This is a genomic window from Bacteroides sp. AM32-11AC (assembly GCF_003603515.1).
Classification (GTDB): domain Bacteria; phylum Bacteroidota; class Bacteroidia; order Bacteroidales; family Bacteroidaceae; genus Bacteroides; species Bacteroides uniformis.
In genome coordinates this window covers 273,126-298,150 of the sequence record NZ_QTNH01000005.1, presented here as the reverse complement: position 1 = coordinate 298,150, position 25,025 = coordinate 273,126, and the positions used below count along the sequence as shown (strand labels likewise).

Genomic DNA, 25,025 nt, shown 5'->3' with positions numbered 1-25,025 from the left:
TTTCAAAGAACGACTATGATTTTTTAGTGGACACTAATGTTAATGATATAACATAATAATTTAATACCATGAAGAATAGATTGAAATTACTGGTTTGGTTGTTTGCCCTCTCAGGTCCGCTGGCAGCACAGAGTGTATCTGTCAATGGTCCGGATGGAAAATTGCAGCTTACGGTATCCTGCCCGTCAGCCAACGGCGAAGTGTCTTACGCCGTCACCTACAATGGAAAGCAAATGCTGGAATCTTCTCCCTTGGGGATGGAGACAAATGTGGGTGATTTCTATAGAGGATTGCAGTTGAAGGAACATAAAGTCACAGCTTTCGATACGGTTTATGAACAATCCCGAATCAAAGCTTCGCACATCCATTACCGGGCAAACGAATTGCTTTGTTCATTCGTCAACGGTGAGGGGAAGAATGTGCAGATAACTTTCCGCGTCAGCAACAATGACGTGGCTTTCCGTTACACCCTGCCGAGGGAGCAGGGAAAAGGAAGCGTCACGGTGAACAGCGAACGGACCGGCTTCCGCTTCCCGTCGCAGACCACCACTTTCCTTTGTCCGCAGAGCGACGCCATGATAGGGTGGAAGCGTACCAAACCCAGTTACGAAGAAGAATATAAGGCAGATGCCCCGATGAACGAACGTTCGGGTTATGGACATGGATATACATTTCCCTGCTTGTTCAAGGTGGGGGATGACGGCTGGGTACTGCTCAGTGAAACCGGAGTGGACAGCCGTTATTGTGGCTCGCGTTTGAGTGATTGGGATAACGGCGTGTATCGCATTGCTTTCCCCATGCCGGAAGAGAACAACGGCAATGGAACGGTGGCACCTGCCTTTTCCCTGCCGGGCTCCACGCCGTGGCGTACTGTGACGGTGGGGGAAACCTTGAAGCCGATTGTGGAAACCACCGTCCCCTGGGATGTAGTGGAACCACGCTATACCACCACCCATGATTACAAGCCGGGCCGTGGCACATGGAGCTGGATTCTCTGGCAGGACGGCAGCATCAACTACGACGACCAGGTGCGCTATGTTGACTTGGCAGCCGCCATGGGATACGAATATGTATTGATTGACAACTGGTGGGACAACAACATCGGTCGCGACCGCATGGAACAGTTTATCAAGTATGCCCGTAGCAAGGGTGTGGAGGTATTCTTGTGGTATAGCTCCAGTGGTTACTGGAACGATATAGAGCAGAGTCCCGTCAACCGGATGGATAACTCCATTGCCCGCAAGCAAGAGATGCGCTGGTTGCAAAGCCTGGGTGTGAAGGGTATCAAAGTAGACTTCTTCGGCGGTGACAAGCAAGAGACCCTGCGTTTGTACGAGGAGATTCTGAGCGATGCCGACGACCACGGTCTGATGGTTATCTTCCACGGCTGTACCTTGCCTCGCGGCTGGGAACGGATGTATCCCAATTACGTAGGCAGCGAGGCGGTGCTGGCTTCCGAGAATCTGGTATTTAGCCAACATTTCTGTGATAACGAGGCCTTCAATGCCACGCTGCACCCTTTCATCCGCAATGCTGTGGGATGCATGGAGTTTGGCGGTGTGTTCCTGAACAAGCGTTTGAACCGCAGCAACGATGGTGGAACTATTCGCCGCACCACGGACATCTTTCAGCTGGCAACGGCAGTGCTGTTCCAAAATCCTATCCAGAACTTCGCCTTGGCACCTAATAACTTGACGGATGCTCCGCAAATCTGCCTCGACTTTATGAAACAAGTGCCCACTACTTGGGACGAGACCCGTTTCATTGACGGCTATCCGGGGAGATATATTGTTCTTGCCCGTCGTCATGGCAACACGTGGTACATAGCCGCTGTCAATGCAACGGCGGAACCATTGAAACTGAAGCTTGACCTTCCTGTGCTGGCAGGACAAGAGGTGTCTCTGTATAGTGATGACAAGAAGATGCAGCCTCAATTAAAGCTGCAGAAGATAAAGACTGACGGCTCTCTGCAACTCACGGTTCAGCCGCAGGGAGGGGCGGTAATCGTGGAATAAAGAAGGCATGGAGCAACCCTTGTTTTGTAATGATATATCATAACGGATTACTTCTTTTGCAAATCATTGATTATCAGAGGTTTATGATTGTCCTGATTCAGTCGTATACTGAATGGCATTCACTATACGACTGAACCCTATTCACTATACGACTGAATGGCATTCAGAATACGGCTGATTGTGACTATCGAACTAAATGTGAATGATTAATACCGACTTAATACCATGAATAGATTCTTGAAATTATTGTCCTTGTGTCTGTTCTTGACACTGACCGTTCCTTTGCAGGCTATAACGAATGGAGTGGCGAATGAACCCGATTCAGTCTATCTCTTTTCCTACTCCCATGCCGACGGCAGTGGCGGTCTGAAACTAGCCTGGAGTCCCAATGGCAACCGATGGTTCAGCGTGGCAGAGGGCAGCTCCTTTGTCAACTCGGACTTCGGCCCCTGGGGGCAAATGAAGCGGATGCTGAAACCGCACTTGATGCAGACCCGTGCCGACGACCGTTGGCACTGTATCTGGGAACTGACGGAAAGCGGAAACTCCCTTGCATACGTCGAGTCTCCCGACTTGCTGCAATGGAAAGCGCAGAAATACTTTGACCGTTCTCGCCTTGCCGAATACCGGCCGGCGGAGGTCTATCCTAACGTGCGGAAGGAGGTTCTGCTGAACGGTACCGTACAGCAGGGTTGGATGCAGCGTGTACCGTATGCCACGGTGCAGCGTGTCATCTCCTTTGCAGAGCATAAGAAGTACCGCCAGGCACTCCATGCCGAACGTACCGAGCAAGACCCCGTACGTTTTGCCGGACTGAAACCGGTGGAGGCGACTATCGAAGTGGAGACGGAATGTGCAAAAACCATCAGCAAGCATCTGATAGGTATTTTCTTCGAAGACATCAACTATGCTGCGGATGGAGGACTGTATGCCGAGCTGGTACAGAACCGCGACTTCGAGTATTCGTCTAAGGACGGTTCACACCAAGGTTGGGACGGCACATATGCCTGGGCGGTGAAAGAGGGGAATACTTCGGCTGCCGTTACCATTGCCGCTGCCGACCCCATTCATCCCAATAACCCTCATTATGCCGTATTGGAGGCGCGTCCCGGAGTGACATTGCAGAACGACGGTTTCGACGGCATCAGCTTGAAGAAAGGGGAGAAGTACGATTTCTCTCTCTTCGCCCGCGTGGCACCGGGCAGCAAGGGAGGCAAGGTGGTTGTTTGCCTGCTCGACCAGACGGGCCGTGAGATTGCCCGCTCTTCCGTCAATGTGTCCTCCAAAGAGTGGAAGAAACAGCAGACGGTGCTGACGGCGAATGCCGACGTGCGTGCCGCCGTCCTCTCGCTCCAGCCGCAGACGGTGGGGACACTGCATCTCGATATGATTTCCCTTTTTCCGCAAAATACATTCAAGGGCCATAAGAACGGCTTGCGTGCCGACCTGGCGCAGACGCTTGCCGACCTGCATCCACGCTTCGTCCGCTTCCCCGGCGGCTGCGTGGCTCATGGCGACGGCATTGATAATATCTATGACTGGAAAGGCTCTATCGGACCGCTCGAAGCGCGTAAGCCGTTGCGCAATCTGTGGGGGTATCATCAGACACGCGGACTGGGCTACTTCGAGTATTTCCGCTTCTGCGAAGATATAGGTGCCGAACCTCTGCCGGTATTGGCAGCGGGCGTGCCGTGCCAGAATTCGGGCACACACTCGCACTATGCCGACAACTGTCCGCAGGGGGCCAACAAGGAACTGATGCGCTACGGCCAGCAGGGTGGCATCCCGATGGAAGAGATGCCTGCCTATATCCAGGATGTGCTCGACCTGATAGAGTATGCCAACGGCGATGCACGCCGCACCGTGTGGGGCAGGAAGCGTGCTGAGGCAGGCCATCCCAAGCCTTTCAATCTGAAGTATATCGGCATCGGCAACGAGGATATGATTACCGAAGTGTTTGAGGAGCGCTTTGCCATGATATACAAGGCTGTCAGGGAGAAGCATCCCGAAATTACGGTTGTCGGCACTGTAGGTCCCTTCTACGAAGGCGCGGACTATGCGGAGGGCTGGCGCCTTGCCACGGAACTGGGCGTGCCCATGGTGGACGAACACTATTACGTGGATCCGGGCTGGATGATTCACAACCAGGACTACTACGACCGTTATGACCGCACCAAGTCCAAGGTCTATCTGGGCGAATATGCCGCCCACCTGCCCGGACGTCCCAACAACATAGAGACAGCGTTGGCAGAAGCTCTCTATCTGACTTCGGTGGAACGTAATGCCGATGTGGTGGAGATGACCTCGTACGCCCCGTTGCTGGCGAAGGAAGGCCATACGCAGTGGAATCCCGACTTGATTTATTTCAATAACACGGAAGTGAAGCCTACCGTGGGCTACTACACACAGCAGATGTATGGACAGAATGCGGGTACGCAGTACATCACCTCGCACATCACACTGAGTAATGGGCAAGAGGCTGTCCGCAAGCGCGTCGGCATTTCGGTGGTAAAGGATGAGGCCACGGGTGACCATATCGTAAAGCTGGTGAACCTGCTTCCGGTAGAGGTTTCCTCTACAGTGAAGCTGAAGGGCATCGACTTGCAGAATCCCTCGGCAGTGAAGACGCTCCTGACGGGTGACCCGAAAGACAAGCAGGCACGTTCCGTGACTTCCACCTTCGACATCGGCGGTACGGAGTTTCCTTATACCTTGCCTGCCTATTCGTTTACGGTGATACGTATCCATGAGAATAAGGGGAAATAAGGATAAATCCGTGTAATTCCGTGCGTGGGAACTTAAAAACTTAAAAGATATGAAACGATTATTGACTTTGGCACTTGTTGCAGCCATGACCGGCAGTGTGTCGGCACAAAAGCAACAGACTTTGCATTCCGGTTATCCCATCGACCCGGTTCCTTTCACTTCAGTGAAGGTGACGGACAGTTTCTGGGGACAACGCTTGAAGGCAAGCCGCGAGGTAACCATCCCGTTGGCTTTCAGTAAGTGTGAGGAAACCGGACGTTATGAAAACTTTGTGAAAGCTACTCATCCCAGTGATGAGTATAAGGTGGGAGGCTTCTCCTTTGACGATACGGATGTCTATAAGACGATTGAAGGTGCAAGTTACTCCTTGCAGACTTACCCGGACAAGAAACTGGAAGAATATATCGACAGCGTATTGGTCATAGTGGCCGCCGCCCAAGAACCGGACGGGTATCTTTACACCGCACGTACCATGAACCCCAAGCATCCGCACGATTGGTCGGGGCCGGAACGCTGGTCGGAGGTGGAGAATTTGAGCCACGAGTTCTATAATCTGGGTCACATGGTGGAAGGGGCTGTGGCTTATTATCAAGCTACAGGCAAGCGGAACTTCCTGGATATAGCTATCCGTTATGCCGACTGCGTATGCAAGAATATCGGTGAAGGCCCCGGACAGAAGCGTGTGATTCCCGGACATCAGATTGCCGAAATGGCATTGGTACGCCTCTATACCGTGACAGGAGATAAGAAATATCTCGACCAGGCCAAGTTCTTCCTCGACGCGCGCGGCACTACGGCACGCAAGGACATCTATTTGCAGTCGCACAAGCCTGTACTGGAGCAGGAAGAGGCAGTGGGACATGCCGTACGTGCTGGTTACATGTATTCCGGTATGGCTGATGTGGCTGCCATTACGGGTGACAGCTCCTACATCAAGGCTATCGACAAGATATGGGAGAATATCGTCGGCAAGAAGATATATATTACCGGCGGTATCGGTGCGCGTCATGCGGGCGAAGCTTTCGGTGATAACTATGAATTGCCGAATCTGACTGCCTACAATGAGACCTGTGCCGCCATCGGCAATGTTTACATGAATTACCGCCTCTTTCTGCTGCATGGCGATTCCAAGTATTTCGACGTGCTGGAACGTACGCTTTACAACGGATTAATCTCCGGCGTTTCATTGGACGGAGGTAAGTTCTTCTATCCCAATCCGTTGTCTTGCGATGGTAAGTATCACTTTAATGCCGACCATACGATTACACGTCAGCCGTGGTTTGGTTGTGCCTGCTGTCCCAGCAACATCAGCCGGTTCATTCCTTCTTTGCCGGGATATGTGTATGCCGTGAAAGACAATCAGGTGTACGTCAACCTTTTCTTGTCCAACCGTGCCGAGCTGAAGTTGAATGAAAAGAAAGTGGTGCTGGAGCAGGAAACCGGATACCCCTGGAACGGAGATATTCGTGTGAAGGTGGCTCAGGGCAACCTGCCGTTTACGATGAATATCCGTATTCCGGGTTGGGTGCGCGGCAGTGTACTTCCGAGTGACCTTTATTCGTATGCCGACGACCTGAAGTTGGGCTATCGTGTATTGGTGAATGGCGAGGAGGTAACCGGTGAACTTCGTAAAGGCTATCTCCGGATAGACCGGAAGTGGAAGAAAGGGGATGTGGTAGAGGTGCATTTCGACATGCAACCCCGTGTGGTGAAAGCCAATGAAAAAGTGGTTGCCGACCGTGGACGGGTGGCCGTTGAGCGTGGTCCTATCGTTTATTGTGCCGAGTGGGCCGATAATGATTTTAATATACAGAATATCATCCTGAACCGTCATCCGAAATTCCAGGTGACGGAGAAGCCCGAACTGCTGTATGGCATCAACGAAATTACCACAGAAGTGCAGGCTCTTGGTTTTGATGCTGCCGGAAAGTTGGCAACCAGAGATGTGACGCTGACCCTGATACCTTATTATGCATGGGCACACCGGGGTGAGGGCAAGATGGATGTATGGTTGCCGGTAAATAGGATTGATGTAGAATAGCTAAGTATGTCGTCATAATTTAGCTTATGCTATCGTTATAAACAGATTAAAACCATGAAAAGACTTTTATTTCTATTGACATTGTTCGTTGTTCTTGGCATGCAGGCGCAACAGCATGTGATGACTGTTGATGTATCAAAACCGACGGCTCGGATAAATCCTGCCATGTATGGAATCTTCTTCGAAGACATTAATTTCGGTGCGGACGGTGGTTTGTATGCCGAACTGGTAAAGAACCGCTCTTTTGAGTTCCCGCAGCCGCTGGTGGGGTGGATACCTTTCGGCGAGGTGACGGTACAGGACGAGCGGCCCTGCTTCGACCGCAATCCGCATTATGTGCGCATTACCAATGACGGCTGTCTTTTGCGTGCCGGACTGGATAATGAAGGTTATCGTGGCATCGGCCTGAAAAAAGGAGAAGATTACCGTTTCTCCGCCTATGTCCGTACGCCGGATACCAAACCAATGAAGCTTTCCGTCGAACTGGTGAATTCCAACGGAGAGAATCTCCTGAAGAAGGAACTGGAAGTGAAAGGCAGTGAATGGCAGAAGCTGACGGCTGTGCTGAAAGCTCCTTTTACCGATGTTCGCTCGCGTCTGCGTGTTGTGTTGCAGACGGAGGGTACGGTAGATATGGACCACATCTCTCTCTTCCCGGTGAACACTTGGAAGAAGCGTGAGAATGGATTGCGTGCCGACTTGGTACAAGCCCTCTATGACCTCAATCCCGGAGTATTCCGTTTTCCCGGCGGTTGTATCATCGAAGGCAACAGCCTTGCCACCCGTTATCAATGGAAGAATTCCGTGGGTCCGGTAGAGAACCGTCCTTTGAACGAAAATCGCTGGAACTATACATTCAAGCATAAAGCTTTCCCGGATTATTTCCAGAGTTACGGACTTGGCTTTTACGAATATTTCCTGCTGAGTGAAGACCTCGGTGCAGAGCCTCTGCCGGTACTGAGCTGCGGGCTGTCCTGCCAATACGAAAGCAACGAAGTGGTTCCCCTTGGAGAACTCGGCCCGTACGTGCAGGATGCCCTCGACCTCATCGAGTTTGCCAACGGTGCTGCAACCTCCAAGTGGGGAAAGGTGCGTGCCGATATGGGACATCCCGAACCGTTCGGTCTGAAAATGATTGCCATCGGCAATGAACAGTGGGGGGAAGTCTATCCCGAGCGTCTGGAAGTGTTCACGAAAGCCATCCGTGCGGAATATCCCGATATGCAGATTGTAGGTTCTTCCGGTCCGAGTGCAGATGGGGACAAGTTCGATTACCTCTGGCCCGAAATGAAACGCATCGGGGTGGATTTGGTGGACGAGCATTATTATATGGCTCCCGACTGGTTCTTTGCCAATGCTGCCCGCTATGATGACTATGACCGTAAAGGACCGAAAGTCTTTGCCGGTGAATATGCATCGCATGACCACCCCACCGGGAAAGCCAATAATTTCTTGGCGGCACTGTCCGAAGCAGCTTTTATGACGGGACTGGAACGTAATGCCGATGTGGTGCGCCTGGCTACCTATGCTCCGTTGTTTGCCCATGTGGATGCCTGGCAGTGGAATCCCGATTTGATTTGGTTCGACAATCTCCGTATGATGCGGACTCCCAACTATTACGTACAGCAGATGTACGGTATGAATGCCGGAACAGATGTGCTGAACCTGCAAATGGACGGAAAACCCGTGACGGGGCAGGACAGCCTTTATGCATCGGCAGTGCTGGATGCTCCTACGGGAGAAGTAATTCTGAAGCTTGTCAATGCGGGCAGCAGATCGGAGAAGGTACAGATAGAGTTCAGCGGATTGAAGAAGCGGCAGCTTGTCTCGGGTTCCTGCACCTATTTGCAAAGTGATGACTGGAAAGCCAAGAATACACTGGAGCAGGAGGCTATTGTTCCACGTATTCGTCCGGTGGAGGTGGCTTCCCGTTCTCTGAGCCTGGAGCTTCAGCCCCGTTCGTTCGGAGTCTATCGTTTGCGGATAAGTACTCAATCAAAATAAATTCCCATTTAGTCACCTAATTTAATTATGTGAACTAGTTATGAACACTTATTTAAAGAATTAAATTCAGCCTTTTTTGAACGATTATTCTTCCTTTTAATTATAGGATAGGCGTATCTTTGTGACGGCATACCGGTTCTGCTTGTATGCCGTTGCTAATTTTTATAAACTATTTACCATGAAGAAACATTTCATTACCGGACTGCTTGCGACTTTTGCCATTGCCGCAAGCGCACAGTCCTTCACTGAATGGCAAAACCCTGAAGTGAATGCCGTGAACCGTGCTCCGATGCACACCAACTATTTTGCCTATGAGTCGGCAGATGCTGCGGCTCGTGGAGCAAAAGAACATTCTTCCAATTACATGACTCTGAACGGTATCTGGAAATTCTTCTGGGTGAAGAATGCCGATGCCCGTCCCACGGATTTCTGGAAAGTGGGGTTCAACGACAAGGGATGGAGCGATATGGCCGTTCCCGGTATGTGGGAACTGAACGGTTTCGGCGACCCTATCTACGTGAATACCGGATATGCCTGGCGCAATCAGTTCAAGAACAATCCACCGCAGGTGCCAACGGAGAATAACAATGTAGGTTCCTACCGTCGTGAGATTGTAATACCTGCCGACTGGAAGAGTAAGGACATCATTGCTCATTTCGGTTCCGTGACTTCCAATATGTATTTGTGGGTAAACGGCAAGTACGTAGGTTATAGTGAGGACAGCAAACTGGAGGCTGAATTCAACCTGACACCCTACTTGAAGCCGGGACAAAAGAATCTGATAGCCTTTCAGGTATTCCGCTGGTGTGACGGGACGTATCTGGAAGACCAGGACTTCTTCCGTTATAGCGGTGTAGGGCGCGATTGCTACTTGTATGCCCGTGACAAGAAGCGCATTCAGGACATCCGTGTCACTCCCGATTTGGATACTGCTTATAAGAACGGTTCCCTGAAAGTACAGCTTGATGTGAAGGGTGGCGGCAATGTCAGTCTTGAACTGCTGGACGCTGCCGGAAAACAGGTGGCTACAGCTGTCGCCAAAGGTAACGCTACTGCCTTGATAAATGTGGAGAATCCTCATAAGTGGACGGCGGAAACGCCCTACTTGTATACCCTACGTGCCACTTTGCAAGGCAGCAGTGAAGTGATTCCCGTAAAGGTGGGCTTCCGAAAGATAGAGCTGAAAGGAAGTCAGATACTTGTCAACGGCCAGCCCGTTCTCTTCAAGGGAGCCAACCGCCACGAGATGGATCCGGACGGTGGTTACGTCATTTCTCGCGAACGCATGATTCAGGATATTCAGGTGATGAAGCAGTTCAACCTGAATGCCGTGCGCACCTGCCACTATCCCGACAATAATCTCTGGTACGACCTCTGCGACCAATATGGTATTTACGTAGTGGCCGAAGCCAATATCGAATCCCACGGAATGGGTTATGGGGAAGAGACACTTGCCAAACGTGAGGACTATAGGAAAGCACATATGGAGCGTAACCAGCGCAATGTGCAGCGTAGCTTCAATCATCCCAGCATCATTTTCTGGTCTTTGGGCAACGAAGCCGGCTATGGCGCTAATTTCGAAGCTGCCTACGATTGGATAAAGGCTGAAGACCCGAGCCGTGCCGTACAATATGAACAAGCCGGTAAAACAGGCAAGACAGACATCTATTGCCCGATGTATTATGGCTATGACGGATGTAAGAAATACAGTGAGGATGATTCTATGACAAAGCCCCTGATTCAGTGCGAATATGCTCACGCGATGGGAAACTCGCAAGGAGGTTTTAAAGAATATTGGGATTTGGTGCGTAAATATTCCAAATTCCAAGGTGGCTTTATTTGGGATTTTGTTGATCAGTCTGTACGTTGGACAGGAAAAAACGGTAAGATGATTTATGCCTACGGCGGTGACTTTAACCGTTTTGATGCCAGCGATGGTAACTTCTGCGATAACGGTCTTATCAGCCCCGACCGTGTGCCCAATCCCCACATGTATGAGGTAGGCCGTATCTATCAGGACATCTGGACTACTCCGGCCGACTTGAAGAACGGCGAAATCAATGTGTTCAATGAATACTTCTTCCGTGATCTTTCTGCCTATTATATGGAGTGGGAGGTACTGAAAGGCGGTAAGGTGATACGGACCGGTCGTGTGGATAATCTGAATGTAGCTCCCCAACAGACAGCCAAAATCAAGTTGGACTTGGGCAAGACTTGCCAATGCACCGAGTGGTTGCTGAATGTTTCCTATAAGCTGAAGAACCGTGAAGGATTGCTTTCCGCCGGACATGTAGTGGCAAAAGACCAGTTGACGCTCAATCCTTACCAAGCTCCTTCCATGGAATTGAAGAACTGCGAACAGAGCAATATCGAGATGACGGCTCCCCAAGTACAGGATAACGATTGGAACTACCTCATCGTCTCCGGTGATGCTTTCCGTGTAGAAATCAACAAGCACAACGGTTATCTGACCAAGTACAAAGTGAATGGCCGGGATATGATTAAAGACGGCGAGGCTTTAAAACCAAACTTCTGGCGTGCGCCTGTTGACAACGACTACGGTGCCAATCTGCAACGCAAATATATCGCTTGGAAGAATCCGGAAATCAAACTGACCTCTTTCAAACAGCGCACGGAGAACAATCAGGTGATTGTAGAATCTGCTTACGACATGCCGGGTGTTTCAGCTAAGCTGAACCTTGTTTATGTCATCAACAATGCCGGTGCCGTCAAGGTGACCCAGAAGCTGACTGCCGACAAGAATGCCAAAGTATCGAACATGTTCCGTTTCGGTCTGCAGATGCCTATGCCGCGCAGCTTTGAAACCGTTGAATACTATGGACGCGGTCCGGTTGAAAACTATATTGACCGTAATCATTGCGCCGACTTAGGCATTTATCGCCAAAGTGTGGCCGAGCAGTTCTATCCCTACATCCGTCCGCAGGAAAACGGAACAAAGACCGATATTCGTTGGTGGAAGATGTTGGATCAGTCTGGTAATGGCATCAAGATTGTGGCAGCCGCTCCCTTCTCCGCATCTGCCTTGCACTATACCATCGAGTCTTTAGATGAAGGCTGGAGCAAAGAGCAAGGACACTCGCAAGAGGTGGATGAAGCTGATTTGACTAATCTCTGTATCGACAAGGTGCAAGCCGGTCTGGGTTGCGAAGACAGTTGGGGACGTATAGCCCGTCCGGAATACCTGGTGCCATACGCTGATTATGAGTTTACGTTCATCCTTTTTCCCGTATGCCATAGTATCGGAATAGAATAACATTTCTTCTCAGTGTATTACATACTGAGAAACAGATTTTATAACACTGAAGCGGTCGCCTTTCCGATGGGGGAGGGTGACCGCTTTGTGTTGATGTTTTGCTTGCTTCTGTATATTTCTTTGTTTTATTGTTTCTGATTTCGGCAAATGCAATCCGTCAGATGGTCGTTGATAAACCCCGAAGCTTGCAGATGGGCATAGCAAATGGTAGAGCCGAAGAACTTGAATCCCCGTTTTTTCATGTCTTTGCTCATGGCATCTGATTCGGGAGATGATACCGGAATCTCACTCAATGACTGGAAATGATTGATAATGGGGTTCCGGTCGGGGAAGAAGGATAGCGTATAGTTGTAAAAGCTGCCGAATTCTTTCTGTATGGCAAGAAACTGCTTTGCATTGGTGATGGTCGACTTGATTTTCAGACGGTTTTTCACGATGCCGTCAAAGTGCATCAGCCGTTCCACGTCTTCGTCGGTCATTTGCGCCACTTGCGCGGCATCGAAATTGCAAAAGGCTTTGCGGTAGCCTTCCCGCTTTTTGAGGATGGTTATCCAGCTCAGTCCCGCCTGGGCACTTTCCAATACAAGAAACTCGAATAGTGTCTTGTCGTCTGTTACCGGTTTTCCCCACTCTTCATCGTGGTATTTCACATACAGCTCGTAGGTTCCGCACCAGCCGCAACGTCCGTTTATAATGTCTTGCATAAGCGTTATTTTTGTAATGAGGTGCTAAGGTAGTGCTTTCATTCCGAATAAACAAATCTATCTATTCTAAATGGATAGATTTGTTTATTCGGAATGGAATGTTTATATTTGTATCTGAATATAAATGACATAGCCCTATGATAAGCAAATCGGATATAGTAGAAGCCATACGTGTGCAACGTGAACGGTTGAGGAAATTTCAAAGTTTCCGACGTGACCTATTGTTGTCTTTACCTCCCTTGGTAGCAGACTATGCACTGATTATATCTGGTATTCGCCGTTGTGGTAAGAGTACATTGCTGGCACAATTATCGGTGGATAGATACAAGCCGGAAGAGGTGCTCTCCTTGAATTTTGATACCCCTTTACTGTATGGATTTGAATTCAGTGATTTCCGTATAGTGGATGAAGTTATTAAGGAACATGAAGGGTGTATCGCTCTTCTTTTTGACGAAATACAGATTGTTGATGGTTGGGAGGTGTATATTCGGGGCAAGTTGGATGAAGGGTTTTATGTGGGAATCACCGGCTCCAATGCTTCGATGTTGAGTCGTGAATTGGGCACGAAGTTGACAGGAAGACATATTACGAAAGAACTGTTCCCTTTTTCGTATGCTGAATATTGCGGTTTTACGGGTAAGACTATCGGTGACAGTTCCTTGTACGACTATCTGCATCAGGGTGGCTTCCCTCAATACTTGCAACTGGATGATCAGGATGTTCTGACGGATTTAGTCAATGATATAGTATATCGTGATATTGCCGTGAGATATAATATACGTGATGACCACTCTTTGAAAAGTCTCTTGGCCTATTTGATGGGGAATGTGGGCAATCTGGTGTCTGCTACAAAACTGAAACAGATACTGGGAATGAAAAGTACTTCTACTGTGTCTGATTATTTCTCTTATTTCGAACAGACTTACTTGATAAACTTTGTTCCGAAATTTTCATATTCATATAAAGCGCAACTGTTGAACCCGAAGAAAGTGTATTGTGTGGACAATGGTGTTGTATTTGTCACCTCTCCATCTTTCACCCGTGATGAGGGTCGGAGGCTGGAGAACATGGTTTTTGCGGAATTGCGTCGCCGTTATTCTGAGATATTCTATTATAATGAGAACCGGAAGGAATGCGACTTTATAGTTGTACGCAATTCTGTGCCCCAGCTTGCCATCCAGGTATGCTATGCCTTGACCGCAGAAAACCGGAAAAGGGAAGTAGATGGCTTACTGGATGCCTTGTCTTTCTTCAAGATGGGGCATGGACTGATACTCACTTATAACCAACATGACAAATTTTCCGTAGGAGATAAAACGATAGAAGCATTGCCGGTGTCTGAATATTTTAAAGACTAATCTTCTTGTCTCTTGCACTCCACCACATGATACAGCGTGCCGAACCGTGTTCTGCGGGATGGCACTTCATGTTTCTGCAGTATCCTTCCGAATACATTCACTCTCTTGGTGGACAGCGGGATGGCGCTGTACCGGCGCAGGCGGTTCAGTATTTCGGCAGACGACAGCCATTCTCCCTCCTCGTCATTTCCGGCAACGCGGAAATAGTGGTAGAACAGTTGCTCTTCGGGCGGTATCTGTTCGAAATCGTGGTTGTTTTCCGTCATAATCCGTTCGTCCGACTGGTCGAACCAATAGCGTTCGCCGTGGTCCAGTTCGTGCATGGCCTGGGTATAAAGCTGGTTGTAGTCTATCGGGCGGTTGGTGTCTATTGCTTCCGTCACTTCTATGCAGATGAACCGGCGACTGCCGCTGGGGTCGGTCAGCAAGTCCTTCTGGTTGCTGGTGGCGATGAACGAGGCGTATCGGCGCATCTCGAGCACGGCATTGGCGTATGGCTTGCGCACGTTGACCACCGGCTTCTGGAGGATATGTTTCAGGAATCCTTGCTGGGTGCTGCTTATTTGGTCGAATTCATCGATGTTGATGAGCGCAAAACGGTTGAGGTAAAGTTCGGCGTCGCGCTTGCGCGAGAAGTCGATGCTGTCCGTATAATAGGCACGCAGCTCGGGCGGGACAATGCTTCGGCAAAAGGTGCTTTTGCGGGTGCCTTGTGCACCTACCAATAAGGGGGAGACGCTGTTGGCATATTTCTTGTCGGTATTGCCGCGCCAGTGTGCCACCATGTTGAGAAACCAGCGGTGGAACAGTTCGGCCCAGTACGGGTTGTTGCAGGGTACTGTCTGGGCGAGTGCCAGGATACGGTCTTTCCCGTCCCAGTGCGGAAGGTCGTACAGATAATCTTCCAGCGGATTGAATACCGGGATGCGGTTGGAGTAGATATATCGGCTGATGTCCCTATCCCACAGGGGAATGCCTTCGCTCTGTGCGTCGAGGGCAATGCTGTTCAGCGTGCGCTTGTCGATGGGGGAGAAGCGGAAACGGAACGAGTGGCGTTCACGGTATTCCACCTCACCCACTTGGGTGTTGTAGCGGAAGTCGTAGCGGCGTTTCATGAACTCGTCCGTCTGTATGGCAAGTCTTTGCTCTTTGCTGAGGCTGCTTTGGGTATTGAAGCCTTTGTTCTCTTGGTAAACGCTTCTTACAATCTGCCGGATGACAGTCTCTTTTTGGCGCAGATAATAATGGAAATAGGTACGCTTCACGGTCTCTTCTTCGGGGATGCCCGAACGGAAACAGTTCTCGGCAAGGCGTACGGTCAGCGAGTGCAGGCTGTTGTCGGCACCGGCACCCGTCGCTTCGGCGAAAGTCTTCTGCAAGGCGGCTTCAAACAGCATGATGATGGCTTCTTCGGCTTCATATCCCGGCACGGCGCGCGTCAGGGGTGACTTCTCGTCTTGCAGGGCTTCCCGATAGGTGGTTTCGTCGGGCATGGAGGCGGGCTGTGCAAGATAGAACTGTATGGAGTCCGGGCGGTACATGGCTTCGGGGTCGAAGGAGAGGCGGGAGTACTGTTCCAGCTTGGGCTCTTTCAGCAGAATGTCGAAAGGCAGTTGGGGCTGGTAGCATTTCACGGCAAGGCGGTAGGCATGGGCGTGGAATACTTCGGCTTCTTCCCGTTTGCCCGGCAGCGAATTGTTCGGACGGGTGAAGGTAGTCCAAATCTTTACAGTCCGTCCGCTGGAACCGGTGAATACGAGCCGCGTCTGGGGCTGTTCCCAGGCAAGACGTTTCACAAGGGCTATTTCGGACTTGCCGGAAAGCGGGCCTACGGTCAGTTCCACGATGCCGTTGTAGGTTTTCATCTGGCAGACACCGTTCGTCTTGCGGAATTCGGCTGCCGGGAGTACTTTGGGCAGTCGGTCTGCCTCGTTGCAGCGCTTGCCGGGCAAGCAGTATCGCAGTTGCTGGCGGAAAGTGGATACGGGCTGGGTTTTGGTCTCCGTTTTGATTTTCTGTAGGAAGGTGTCCAAGTCTGTCGTGCTCAGTGTCAGATTCCCGTCTTTTTCTCTCAGTTGGGTGATTTTCATTTCTATTTTTTGTTTTGTCACATGCAGGCAAAATGGTTTGCTTACAGTGTACTAAGGTACGACAATTAGGCTCTTTTTGCAAGTGATTCCATGCTTTTTTAGGTCGATTCCAGCGTTTTTCTGTGGAAAATCTGATGTTTTGAGTCGAAAAAGCTGGTGATTTGGGATGCTTTGTGCAGACTTCCACGCTGGTTTTGCTTGTCGGAACAATAGTTTCCGGCTATTGAAACAAAAGGTTTTACTTGTTGAAACCAATGGTTTTCCTAAGGGAAACTCTCAGTTTCTCTTGTTGAAACTTTTATTTTAGAAGGTTGAAACCAATAGTATTTGATTAAGAAACTAAAAGTTTCATACTGAGAACTAAGCATATAGCACTATTCTGTGGTGAATGAAGTAAGTATCGGATACTGCTTTTGTTATGGCGTGATGGATGGTTGTGAAGATTTTTATCTATCACGGGTATCTTTCACGCTTTAATCGGTTTATAATCAAAAGGATATCCCCCTCTGCGTGATAGCATGACAGATGTTTTTCAAAAATAAACTTTGTAAGAGCTGAGCTGTCCGGATGCTTCAATCGTTGTAGCTGTATTCTTCGCTGTATCTCTCGAATTTCGGTTCTTCGGCAATTCCGTATTGTTTGAAAACCTGACGGATATATGCTTGTGCCTTTGGAAACAAGCCTTGTTCCTGGCGGTAAAAGCGATAATAGGTGGTCTTGCCAAAGTGTCCTACAAGCTGGTTCCTCATCGGGGCTGCACATTTGTGGGGTACATTGTCCAGCAGATGCCGGATGCCCCATGCTACTCGGTACTTTTGGGCTTTCCGAAAATAAGGGCAGTCGGTGGTATCGGCAGGGATACGGTTCGGGTTGATGATACTTAAGGTGGGATATTGCGAGGTACAATTGATAGCGGCCAGATGGTGCAGGCATTCTTCCTTATGGATGCACTGGCTGTGGAAGCAATGCGCAAAGCCATAAGGCACAGACTGGTAGTCGAAATAATCTTCCATTATTATGTTCTATATATATGTGCAAAGGTAAAGATAAAATATGGAATCGACTGTTTTTTTCCTGAATATCTACCTTTGTCGTTTGATGTATTCTGAAGGTGTCATTCCGTATTCTTCCTTAAAGCAAGCCCGGAAATACCCCAAATCGTTGAAACCGCTGGCATATGCCGCTTCCGATATGTTGTTGCCTTCTTCCATCAGTAGTCTCAAACTGTTTTTGAGTCTGATTTTCCGGATAAACTCATTGCCCGACATGTCGGTCAGTCCTTTTATTTTTCGGTAGAGGGTGGAATGACTCATGTGCATCTTGTCCATTATGAAGGATATGTCTAACTTTTCGGTTTCTATGTTTTCTTCAATAATCCGGGTCAGCTTGTTTAGAAATTCCTCATCCAGCTTGTTTATCTTCATGGGTTCTCGAAGAATTTCCGGTTTCAGTTCTTTGGTACGGTCAGCAATTAAGTGAGCCAACTTTCTGCGTGATTCCAGCAGATTCTGTACGCGGCTGTTCAGTAATTTGGCACTGAAAGGTTTTGTCAGATACGAATCTGCACCGCTTTCGTAACCTTCTTCCTTATCTTGTATGGAATCTTTGGCTGTAAGGAGAATGATGGGGATATGGCTGGTACGTATATCTTCCTTGATGGTCTTGCAAAGCTCGATACCGTCCATAACGGGCATCATGATGTCGCTGATGATGATGTCCGGTATGCACTTCAAAGCCTGCTTCACACCTTCTTTGCCGTTGGCGGCTGTGATAATCCGGTAGTTGCTGCTGAAGGATGTGGCTATGTATTCGCGGATGTCATCATTGTCTTCTATTATCAGGATTACGGGAAGCATGTCTGTCTCTTCTTTTTCCTCTTCTTCCTTTGGTTTTTCTTTCTGAACGGTTTCCGGGTTTTCTTCTTTGTGCAGAGCATGAGGATAAGTGTTTTGGGTCAGTAATCTGAAAGTGAAGGTTGTCCCTTTACTTACTTCACTTTCAACTGACAGAATACCTTCGTGCAAGTCGGCCAGGGCTTTGACCAATGCAAGTCCTATACCGGTTCCCGATGCTTGATGTTTGCTGTCGGCTTGATAGTAGCGGTCGAAAATGTGCGGCAATACTTCCGTACTGATTCCATATCCGGTGTCACTGACAATGATTTCCGTATACATGTTATCTTGCTCTTGCACAGACTGCATAATCAGACAAATAGTTCCCTCCGGGGTGTATTTTATGGCATTGCTCAACAGATTGTTCAATATGGTAGTGATGATGTCTGCATCAAAGTAAAGTTTAGTCTTATCCGTATCAATGCTGATGTGGAACTTCACTTTAGTGTTGCGGTTCAATTCTTTGTACCGTAATCCGATTTCTGTAACCAGATTTCCCAAATTTCCCTTTGCTACTGTGAGTTTTCGGTTTTGCGTTTCTGTCTTGCGAAATTCCAGTATCTGATTTATCAGGTTTAGCAATCGTAGTGCACTGTCATGAATCACCCTTATCTTGTTGCTGTAGAATACCGGTAGATTGGAGTCATTCACCAAGTCTTCAAGCGGACCGAGTATCAGCGTCAGCGGAGTGCGTAGCTCATGGGTAATATTGGTGTAGAAACGTAGGCGTTCATTGTTGAGTTCTTGTTCGTTTAAGCTCTTTTTACGTTCCAGTTCGAGTGAGCTTTCCAACATCAGCTTGCGTTTGTAGAAGCGGAACCAAATATATCCCCCCAATAATAGGATTAATATGTAGAATGCTTTAGCATACCAAGTCAGCCATATGGGAGGATGAATATGGACTTTCATGGCAGCAATATGCTTGTCATCCCATTCTTGATTTCTTAACCGTGCTTTTACCTTGAAAGTATATTCACCCGGAGCAATGTTTCGGAAGGTCACTTGGTTATCTCCCAATGTATTGGTCCATGAGTTTTCCAAGCCTTCAATGAGATAGGCATACTCTACCAGGCGGCTTTGTGAATAGTCGGGTACGGAGAAGGATATACGAAATGAGTTCCGGTTGTGTGGCAATTCGATACTTCCGCCGGATGGCTGTATCATTGTTTCTCCACTACGGTTTTCTATTTGGTTGTTAAGGCCTTTGCATTCGATGATTTGTATGGGAGCCACTTGCTGTTCTGCTGTAAGGTTCTTTGGATTGAAAAAGCAGACTCCATTCAATGAGCCGAAATAGAGTGTACCGTCTTGCATGCAGCATGCCGAGCCTTCGATAAAATTTCCTATGGGAATTCCATCCCGATAGTCGTAATTCTCGAACTTTTGCCTTTGCGGATTCCAGTGAGAGATTCCATCGTTGGTACTAAGCCAGATGCCTCCTTTCTTGTCTTCCTGTATAGTGCGGACAAAGGTATCTTCGAGTCCCTGGCTATAGCCATAGAACTCGAATTCTTCAGGGCGGTTGGTGTCTTTTATGTAACCTATACCGTTACGGGTTGCTGCCCAGATTCCTCCCTGGATGTCCATGTGGAGGTGATTGATGGCATTGGAGCAGAAACTGGTGTTTGTACTGAGAATAGTAAGGAGTGTGTTGTCTTTGTTGAAAATGGCTATTCCTCCTCCATAGGTACCTACCCAAAGTTTGCCTTGGCGGTCACGGCAGATTCCATATACCGATTTGTCAGGGAGCAGCTTGGTTATATTGTTCTCTTTGTTGAGGATGCCGTCGGTATAAGTGTATATGCCATATTCCGCACCTATATATATCGTTCCATCGGTGTCTTTAAAGAAAGTGATTATATCTATGTTTTCTATATCCAGCAGAATCCTTTCAATATGATTGGTGTTGGTATTGTATTTCAAAAGGCCATCGTCATAGATTCCGAGCAATAAGATGTCATCTTCGGCGTCAATGATAGAGAAAACCTGACCGTAAGGTCTTGATAATTTGCTTGTAATGTCAATGCTTTTTATGAACTTATTATCTTTGAAAAGGCATACTTCATTTTCGCCTCCCAACCAGATTTGTTCTTTTGCATCTTTGCAAAGCCCCCATACCGGTTTGTATTTCAACTCCTTGCCGTTTCCTGTCATATAAGGTAATGAATGGAACACGGGTTGTGTATGGCTGATGAAATCTATTCCGCTGCCATAGTTCCCTATCCAGATGTTACCGAAAGAGTCTTGCAGTAGGCTGCGGATATTACCAGAGGATACTCCGTGCTTGCCGTTGTCGGCTGTTATGTTATGGAACCGGATGCTTTCGGGATTGCGGAATGTGATGCTGTGAAGGTCTAATATGCTGATGCCGCCTATGTCGCTGGCTATCCATAGGGTGCCGTCGGCCATTTCCCTGATATTGTAAATGTGATCGGCAATTAGGGAGTAGGGATTATTGTATTCGTGCCGGAATACTGTAAATTCTTCGGTTCTGGGATTGAATAGGCCGAGCCCGCGGTTAGTTCCTACCCAGATATTTTCCAGATGGTCTTTATAAATGGAATAGACACTGTTGCCGGGCAAGCTCTTGGGGTTGCCGGCTTCATAGCGGAAGTTACGGATGCTTTTGTCTTTCAGGTTGACAATGCTCATTCCTCCCTGGGCATGTCCGATGTATAGATTTTCTGCCCCATCATCAAAAGTACACCAGTTCGAAGTGTTCAGGCTTTTGATTCCTTTGTCCGATAGTGATGTGAAGGTTTGGGAACGCTTGTCATAATAAACAATGTCTCCATGATGCATTGTAATCCATATCCCTTCATTGGCGGCGTGTGATAAGTGAACGACATTGTCGATATTTGCTCCTTCCGCTTCGCCGTAGCTTCTGAACCGGTAAGTGGAGCAGTCCAGTGCACAAATGCCTTTGAACTTACCGCTTATCCAAAGTAAGTTCTCCGTTTCGTCGTACAACAGCACATTCAACGCATCGCTGCTCAGTCCGGTGTTATTGCTTTTGTAGGTGGTGAAGTTGCATCCGTCAAACCTGTTCAGTCCGAGTTCTGTTGCTATCCAGATACATCCTTGACGGTCTTGTGCAATGTCGCGCACGTAGTTGTTGGACAGCCCGTCTTCCACTCCCAGATGTCGTAGGGTATAAGGTTGTGCCAAGCTGTCGGCAGCAGGTAGCAACCACAAGCAAAATAGCAGCAAGAAGTGTGTATATGTTCGCATGGTAGTTCCTGAATTTGGTGATTATCTTTGCACCCCAAAGATACAATAAATCTTTTTTGTGTATACTTTCCATTGCGTTTTTGCCCTATCAGCCTCTGTTGTTTGATGAATTTGCCTCTATGTGCACCCTTTTTCCCTACGAAGAGACAGATATGTCAAATGCAGGGGCGAAACAGTCGTGACGAATTTGTCCTTATTTGAAAACGAATTTGTCTCCGGCCTTTTAGAATAAACTGCGATATATTTGCACATCCCTTTTCGGGGATAACTTGGAGATTCAATTAACCTTATTATTATCTAATTTAAAAGGAAAACAATGAAATCAGATTCTTTTAGAAACAATCGGAAGGCGCTTGCAGCCTTATTGCTTTGTACTGGTTGCATTGCCGGACATCCCCTTGCGGTGATGGCTGAAAGCAATGACGCCGCTATGGAAGTTGTTCAGCAACAAATCTACGTTTCGGGTGTGGTGAAAGATGCAATGGGACCGGTTATTGGTGCCAGTGTCGTAGAAAAAGGCAATCCTGCCAATGGAACTATCACGGATATGGACGGTAATTTCTCTCTTACGGTGAAACCGGGAGCCACACTTGTCATCTCTTATATAGGTTATAAGACACAGGAAGTGCAAGCGGTTGCCGGTAAAGTTGTTAATGTGATGTTGGAAGATGATACGGAAATGCTCGATGAAGTGGTTGTAGTAGGTTTTGGTACGCAGAAGAAAGTGAACCTGACCGGCTCGGTGGGCATTGCTACAGCGAAAGAGCTGGAATCTCGTCCGGTATCATCGGCCACTCAGGCTTTGCAAGGGCTGGTGCCGGGATTGAAGATTACGACCAACTCCGGAGCTTTGGACCAGAATATGAATATTTCCGTACGTGGTACGGGGACTATTGGTTCTTCAAGCGGTTCGCCGTTGATTCTGATTGATGGTATGGAAGGTGACATCAATACGGTGAACCCACAGGATATTGAGAACATCTCGGTACTGAAAGATGCGGCCGCTTCCTCTATCTACGGTTCCCGTGCACCATTTGGCGTAATTTTGGTTACGACGAAGAAAGGAAAGGCAGGAAAAGCAACTGTTAACTATAACAACAGTTTTCGCGTGGCCAGTCCTATCGGGCTTCCGGAGTCGATGGACTCATATACCTTTGCTGTTTATATGAATTCGGCTCTCAGGAATAGCAATAAAGACGCTCGTTTTTCTACGGAAACCATGCAGAAGATGCTTGACTATCAATCCGGTAAGCTTACGGGAGGAATGGACCCCAGCCCCAGCAATCCCGAAGCATGGAATGATGTATGGGCATATGCTTATGGCAATAATGATATTTATGATGAGCTATACGAGGGTTCGGTCTTTTCTCAGGAACACAACGTCAGCATATCGGGTGGTAGTGAAAAGATGACCTATTATGGGTCGTTCAACTATCTTGACCAGGGTGGTTTGTTGAGAATTGGCGAAGATGGCATGAAGCGCTACAATGCTACGGGTAAGTTTACCAGTGAATTGACCGATTGGCTGAAATTCAATTTTACGGCACGCTTTACCCGGAACGATGTGTGGCGTCCGCGTAAGTTCAATGATAACTTTTACCGCATGTTCGGCCGTCAGAACTGGCCTAATATTCCGATGTATGATCCTAACGGAAATATCTTTGGCTATAATGCTGTTGAATTGGAACAAGGAGGGCAGCGTGACGTACAGACCGACCGACATTACTATCAGGCCGCTCTAATCTTTGAACCGGTGAAGAATTGGATTACGAACGTGGAGTTTAATTACAGCATCATGAACCAGAAGATAAAGGAAACTACTCTGCCTTCCTATCAATTGGGACCCACCGGGACCAGGTTATATCGTGAGCAGGATTCTGGATTATATCAGGAAGACAAGAAGGAAAACTATCTGAACCTGAATGTCTATAGCGAATATGCACATTCATTCAACACTGTACACAATTTCAAGATTATGGGAGGTTTTCAGGTTGAAGAGATGGAGCAAAGCAATCTTAATGTGTTTAAGAATGGGCTGATCATGGAAGACATGCCGGAGTTTGACCTGACAAACGGACAGTTAAGTAGCGGATTGTCTAAAGATGCTACTGTCAAGGGATATAGCAACAGATGGGCGACTGCCGGATTCTTTGGACGTCTGAATTATGATTATCAGGGGCGTTATCTGGCAGAGGCCAACATCCGTTATGACGGTACTTCCCGTTTCCGTCGCGGCAATCGTTGGCAGTGGTCTCCATCTTTCTCTTTGGGTTGGAACATTGCACAAGAAGAGTTCTGGGAACCGATACAAGACGTGGCCAATTTGTTGAAACTTCGTTTCTCTTATGGACAATTGGGTAATCAAAATACAAACACGTGGTATCCTACTTACCGGACTATGTCTTTGGGTATTCTGAATGGAGGTTGGTTGCAAGGGGGAACCAAGCCCAATACGGCAAAGGTTGGTGATTTGATTAGTACGGTTTTGACTTGGGAAAAGGTGCGTACTTGGGACATCGGCCTTGACTATGGTTTCTTTAATAACCGCCTGACCGGTTCGTTCGATTACTTTGTTCGTTATACAAAGGATATGGTGGGAGATGCTCCTGAATTACCTCTAACATTGGGAGTCAATCCTCCTCAAACCAATAACTGTGATTTGAAAACCAAAGGATGGGAAGTTTCATTGGCATGGAGAGACCGCTTGAAGAACGGTTTGAACTATGGCATTGCAATATCATTGTCCGACCAACAGACTTACATAGACAGTTATCCGAGTAACAAAACAAACTCCCTGACTACTTACGATTCCAGTAGAGGAGTGAATAAGTCGGCATATCTGGCCGGTAGGAAACTGAATGAAATCTGGGGATTCGAAACAATCGGCATAGCTAAGACACAGCAGGAAATGGATGCGCATCTCGCATCGTTGCCTAATGGCGGACAAAGCGCTATCGGTTCGCAATGGAGTGCCGGTGACATTATGTACAAAGACCTGAATGGCGATGGTAAAATCTCTACGGGTGCCAATACTTTGGGCGATCATGGTGATTTGAAATTACTGGGTGATGCCAATCCGCACTATTTCTTTGGTATCGACCTTACTGCCGACTGGAAAGGCTTTGATTTCCGTTGTTTCTTGCAGGGGGTATTGAAGCACGATTTCTGGCCCGGTGGTGATGCAACTACTAAAAATGACGAGGCGGGTGGCTATTTCTGGGGAGTGAAAGGCAACCAGAATGAATGGCATATACGTGGTTTTGAACAGCATAATGACTATTTCCGTGAGGAACCGGTAGGACTGGAAGGTCATCAGCTTTCTGCAAATACTGATTCTTATTTTCCACGCCCGTTGCTGACCGATGCGGATGGTGCCAAGAACCAGCGGATACAGAGCCGCTATATGCAGAATGCAGCATATATGCGTTTGAAGAATCTGCAATTAGGATATACCTTACCTGACATGTGGACTCGGAAAGCCGGTATATCCAAATGCCGTTTGTTTGTATCAGGCGAGAACTTGTTGACTTTTACTTCTTTGTTTGATGTGTTTGATCCTGAGACTTGTACTGGTGGTATCGGAGGTAACGTATATCCGTTGTCAAGCACGTGGTCATTCGGTTTGAGTTTAACTTTTTAAATGTATTATA

Annotated in this window: 11 protein-coding genes; 7 read left to right on the top strand and 4 right to left on the bottom strand. The window is 48.1% G+C overall.

Going from position 1 to position 25,025, the window contains the following annotated elements:
- The first annotated feature begins 68 nt into the window (after window positions 1–68).
- The 5 genes from DW800_RS07610 (at window position 69) to DW800_RS07590 (ending at window position 12,100) form a co-directional block, all read left to right on the top strand.
- Window positions 69–2,015 carry a glycoside hydrolase family 97 protein gene (locus DW800_RS07610; protein ID WP_119957945.1) on the top strand — a complete coding sequence of 649 codons (1,947 nt, stop codon included), beginning with the start codon at window positions 69–71 and terminating at the stop codon, window positions 2,013–2,015.
- 225 nt (window positions 2,016–2,240) lie between these two features.
- On the top strand, window positions 2,241–4,781 hold the full coding sequence (locus tag DW800_RS07605) for an alpha-L-arabinofuranosidase C-terminal domain-containing protein (protein ID WP_118067084.1): 2,541 nt from the start codon (window positions 2,241–2,243) through the stop codon (window positions 4,779–4,781).
- Window positions 4,782–4,830: 49 nt separating this feature from the next.
- Window positions 4,831–6,822: a glycoside hydrolase family 127 protein gene (locus DW800_RS07600; protein WP_118264512.1), complete on the top strand. Its 1,992-nt coding sequence runs from the start codon at window positions 4,831–4,833 to the stop codon at window positions 6,820–6,822.
- 54 nt (window positions 6,823–6,876) lie between these two features.
- The gene (locus tag DW800_RS07595) at window positions 6,877–8,826 is read left to right on the top strand and encodes an alpha-L-arabinofuranosidase C-terminal domain-containing protein (protein WP_005830131.1); all 1,950 of its coding nucleotides are present in this window, start codon (window positions 6,877–6,879) and stop codon (window positions 8,824–8,826) included.
- Between the two features lie 178 nt (window positions 8,827–9,004).
- Window positions 9,005–12,100, top strand: a complete 3,096-nt coding sequence (locus DW800_RS07590; RefSeq protein ID WP_117681301.1) for a glycoside hydrolase family 2 TIM barrel-domain containing protein — start codon at window positions 9,005–9,007, stop codon at window positions 12,098–12,100.
- 125 nt (window positions 12,101–12,225) lie between these two features.
- Here DW800_RS07590 and DW800_RS07585 read toward each other — a convergent pair whose 3' ends face one another.
- On the bottom strand, window positions 12,226–12,804 hold the full coding sequence (locus DW800_RS07585; protein ID WP_119957944.1) for a DNA-3-methyladenine glycosylase I: 579 nt from the start codon (window positions 12,802–12,804) through the stop codon (window positions 12,226–12,228).
- Between the two features lie 137 nt (window positions 12,805–12,941).
- Here DW800_RS07585 and DW800_RS07580 point away from each other — a divergent pair, with 137 nt between their 5' ends.
- Complete coding sequence (locus DW800_RS07580) at window positions 12,942–14,162, top strand: ATP-binding protein (RefSeq protein ID WP_005830138.1); 1,221 nt, start codon at window positions 12,942–12,944, stop codon at window positions 14,160–14,162.
- Here DW800_RS07580 and DW800_RS07575 read toward each other — a convergent pair.
- The 3 genes from DW800_RS07575 to DW800_RS07565 all read right to left on the bottom strand — a co-directional run bounded on the left by DW800_RS07575 (window position 14,159) and on the right by DW800_RS07565 (window position 21,375).
- Window positions 14,159–16,252: a BT4734/BF3469 family protein gene (locus tag DW800_RS07575; protein ID WP_005830140.1), complete on the bottom strand. Its 2,094-nt coding sequence runs from the start codon at window positions 16,250–16,252 to the stop codon at window positions 14,159–14,161. The two genes, DW800_RS07580 and DW800_RS07575, sit on opposite strands and share 4 nt — an antisense overlap.
- A 572-nt stretch (window positions 16,253–16,824) precedes the next feature.
- Window positions 16,825–17,265 carry a DUF6078 family protein gene (locus tag DW800_RS07570; RefSeq protein ID WP_044468175.1) on the bottom strand — a complete coding sequence of 147 codons (441 nt, stop codon included), beginning with the start codon at window positions 17,263–17,265 and terminating at the stop codon, window positions 16,825–16,827.
- 69 nt (window positions 17,266–17,334) lie between these two features.
- A complete protein-coding gene (locus tag DW800_RS07565; RefSeq protein ID WP_044468176.1) occupies window positions 17,335–21,375 on the bottom strand; it encodes a two-component regulator propeller domain-containing protein in 4,041 nt (1,346 codons plus the stop codon).
- 316 nt (window positions 21,376–21,691) lie between these two features.
- Here DW800_RS07565 and DW800_RS07560 point away from each other — a divergent pair, with 316 nt between their 5' ends.
- The gene (locus DW800_RS07560) at window positions 21,692–25,015 is read left to right on the top strand and encodes a SusC/RagA family TonB-linked outer membrane protein (RefSeq protein ID WP_044468177.1); all 3,324 of its coding nucleotides are present in this window, start codon (window positions 21,692–21,694) and stop codon (window positions 25,013–25,015) included.
- The last annotated feature ends 10 nt before the right edge of the window (window positions 25,016–25,025 follow it).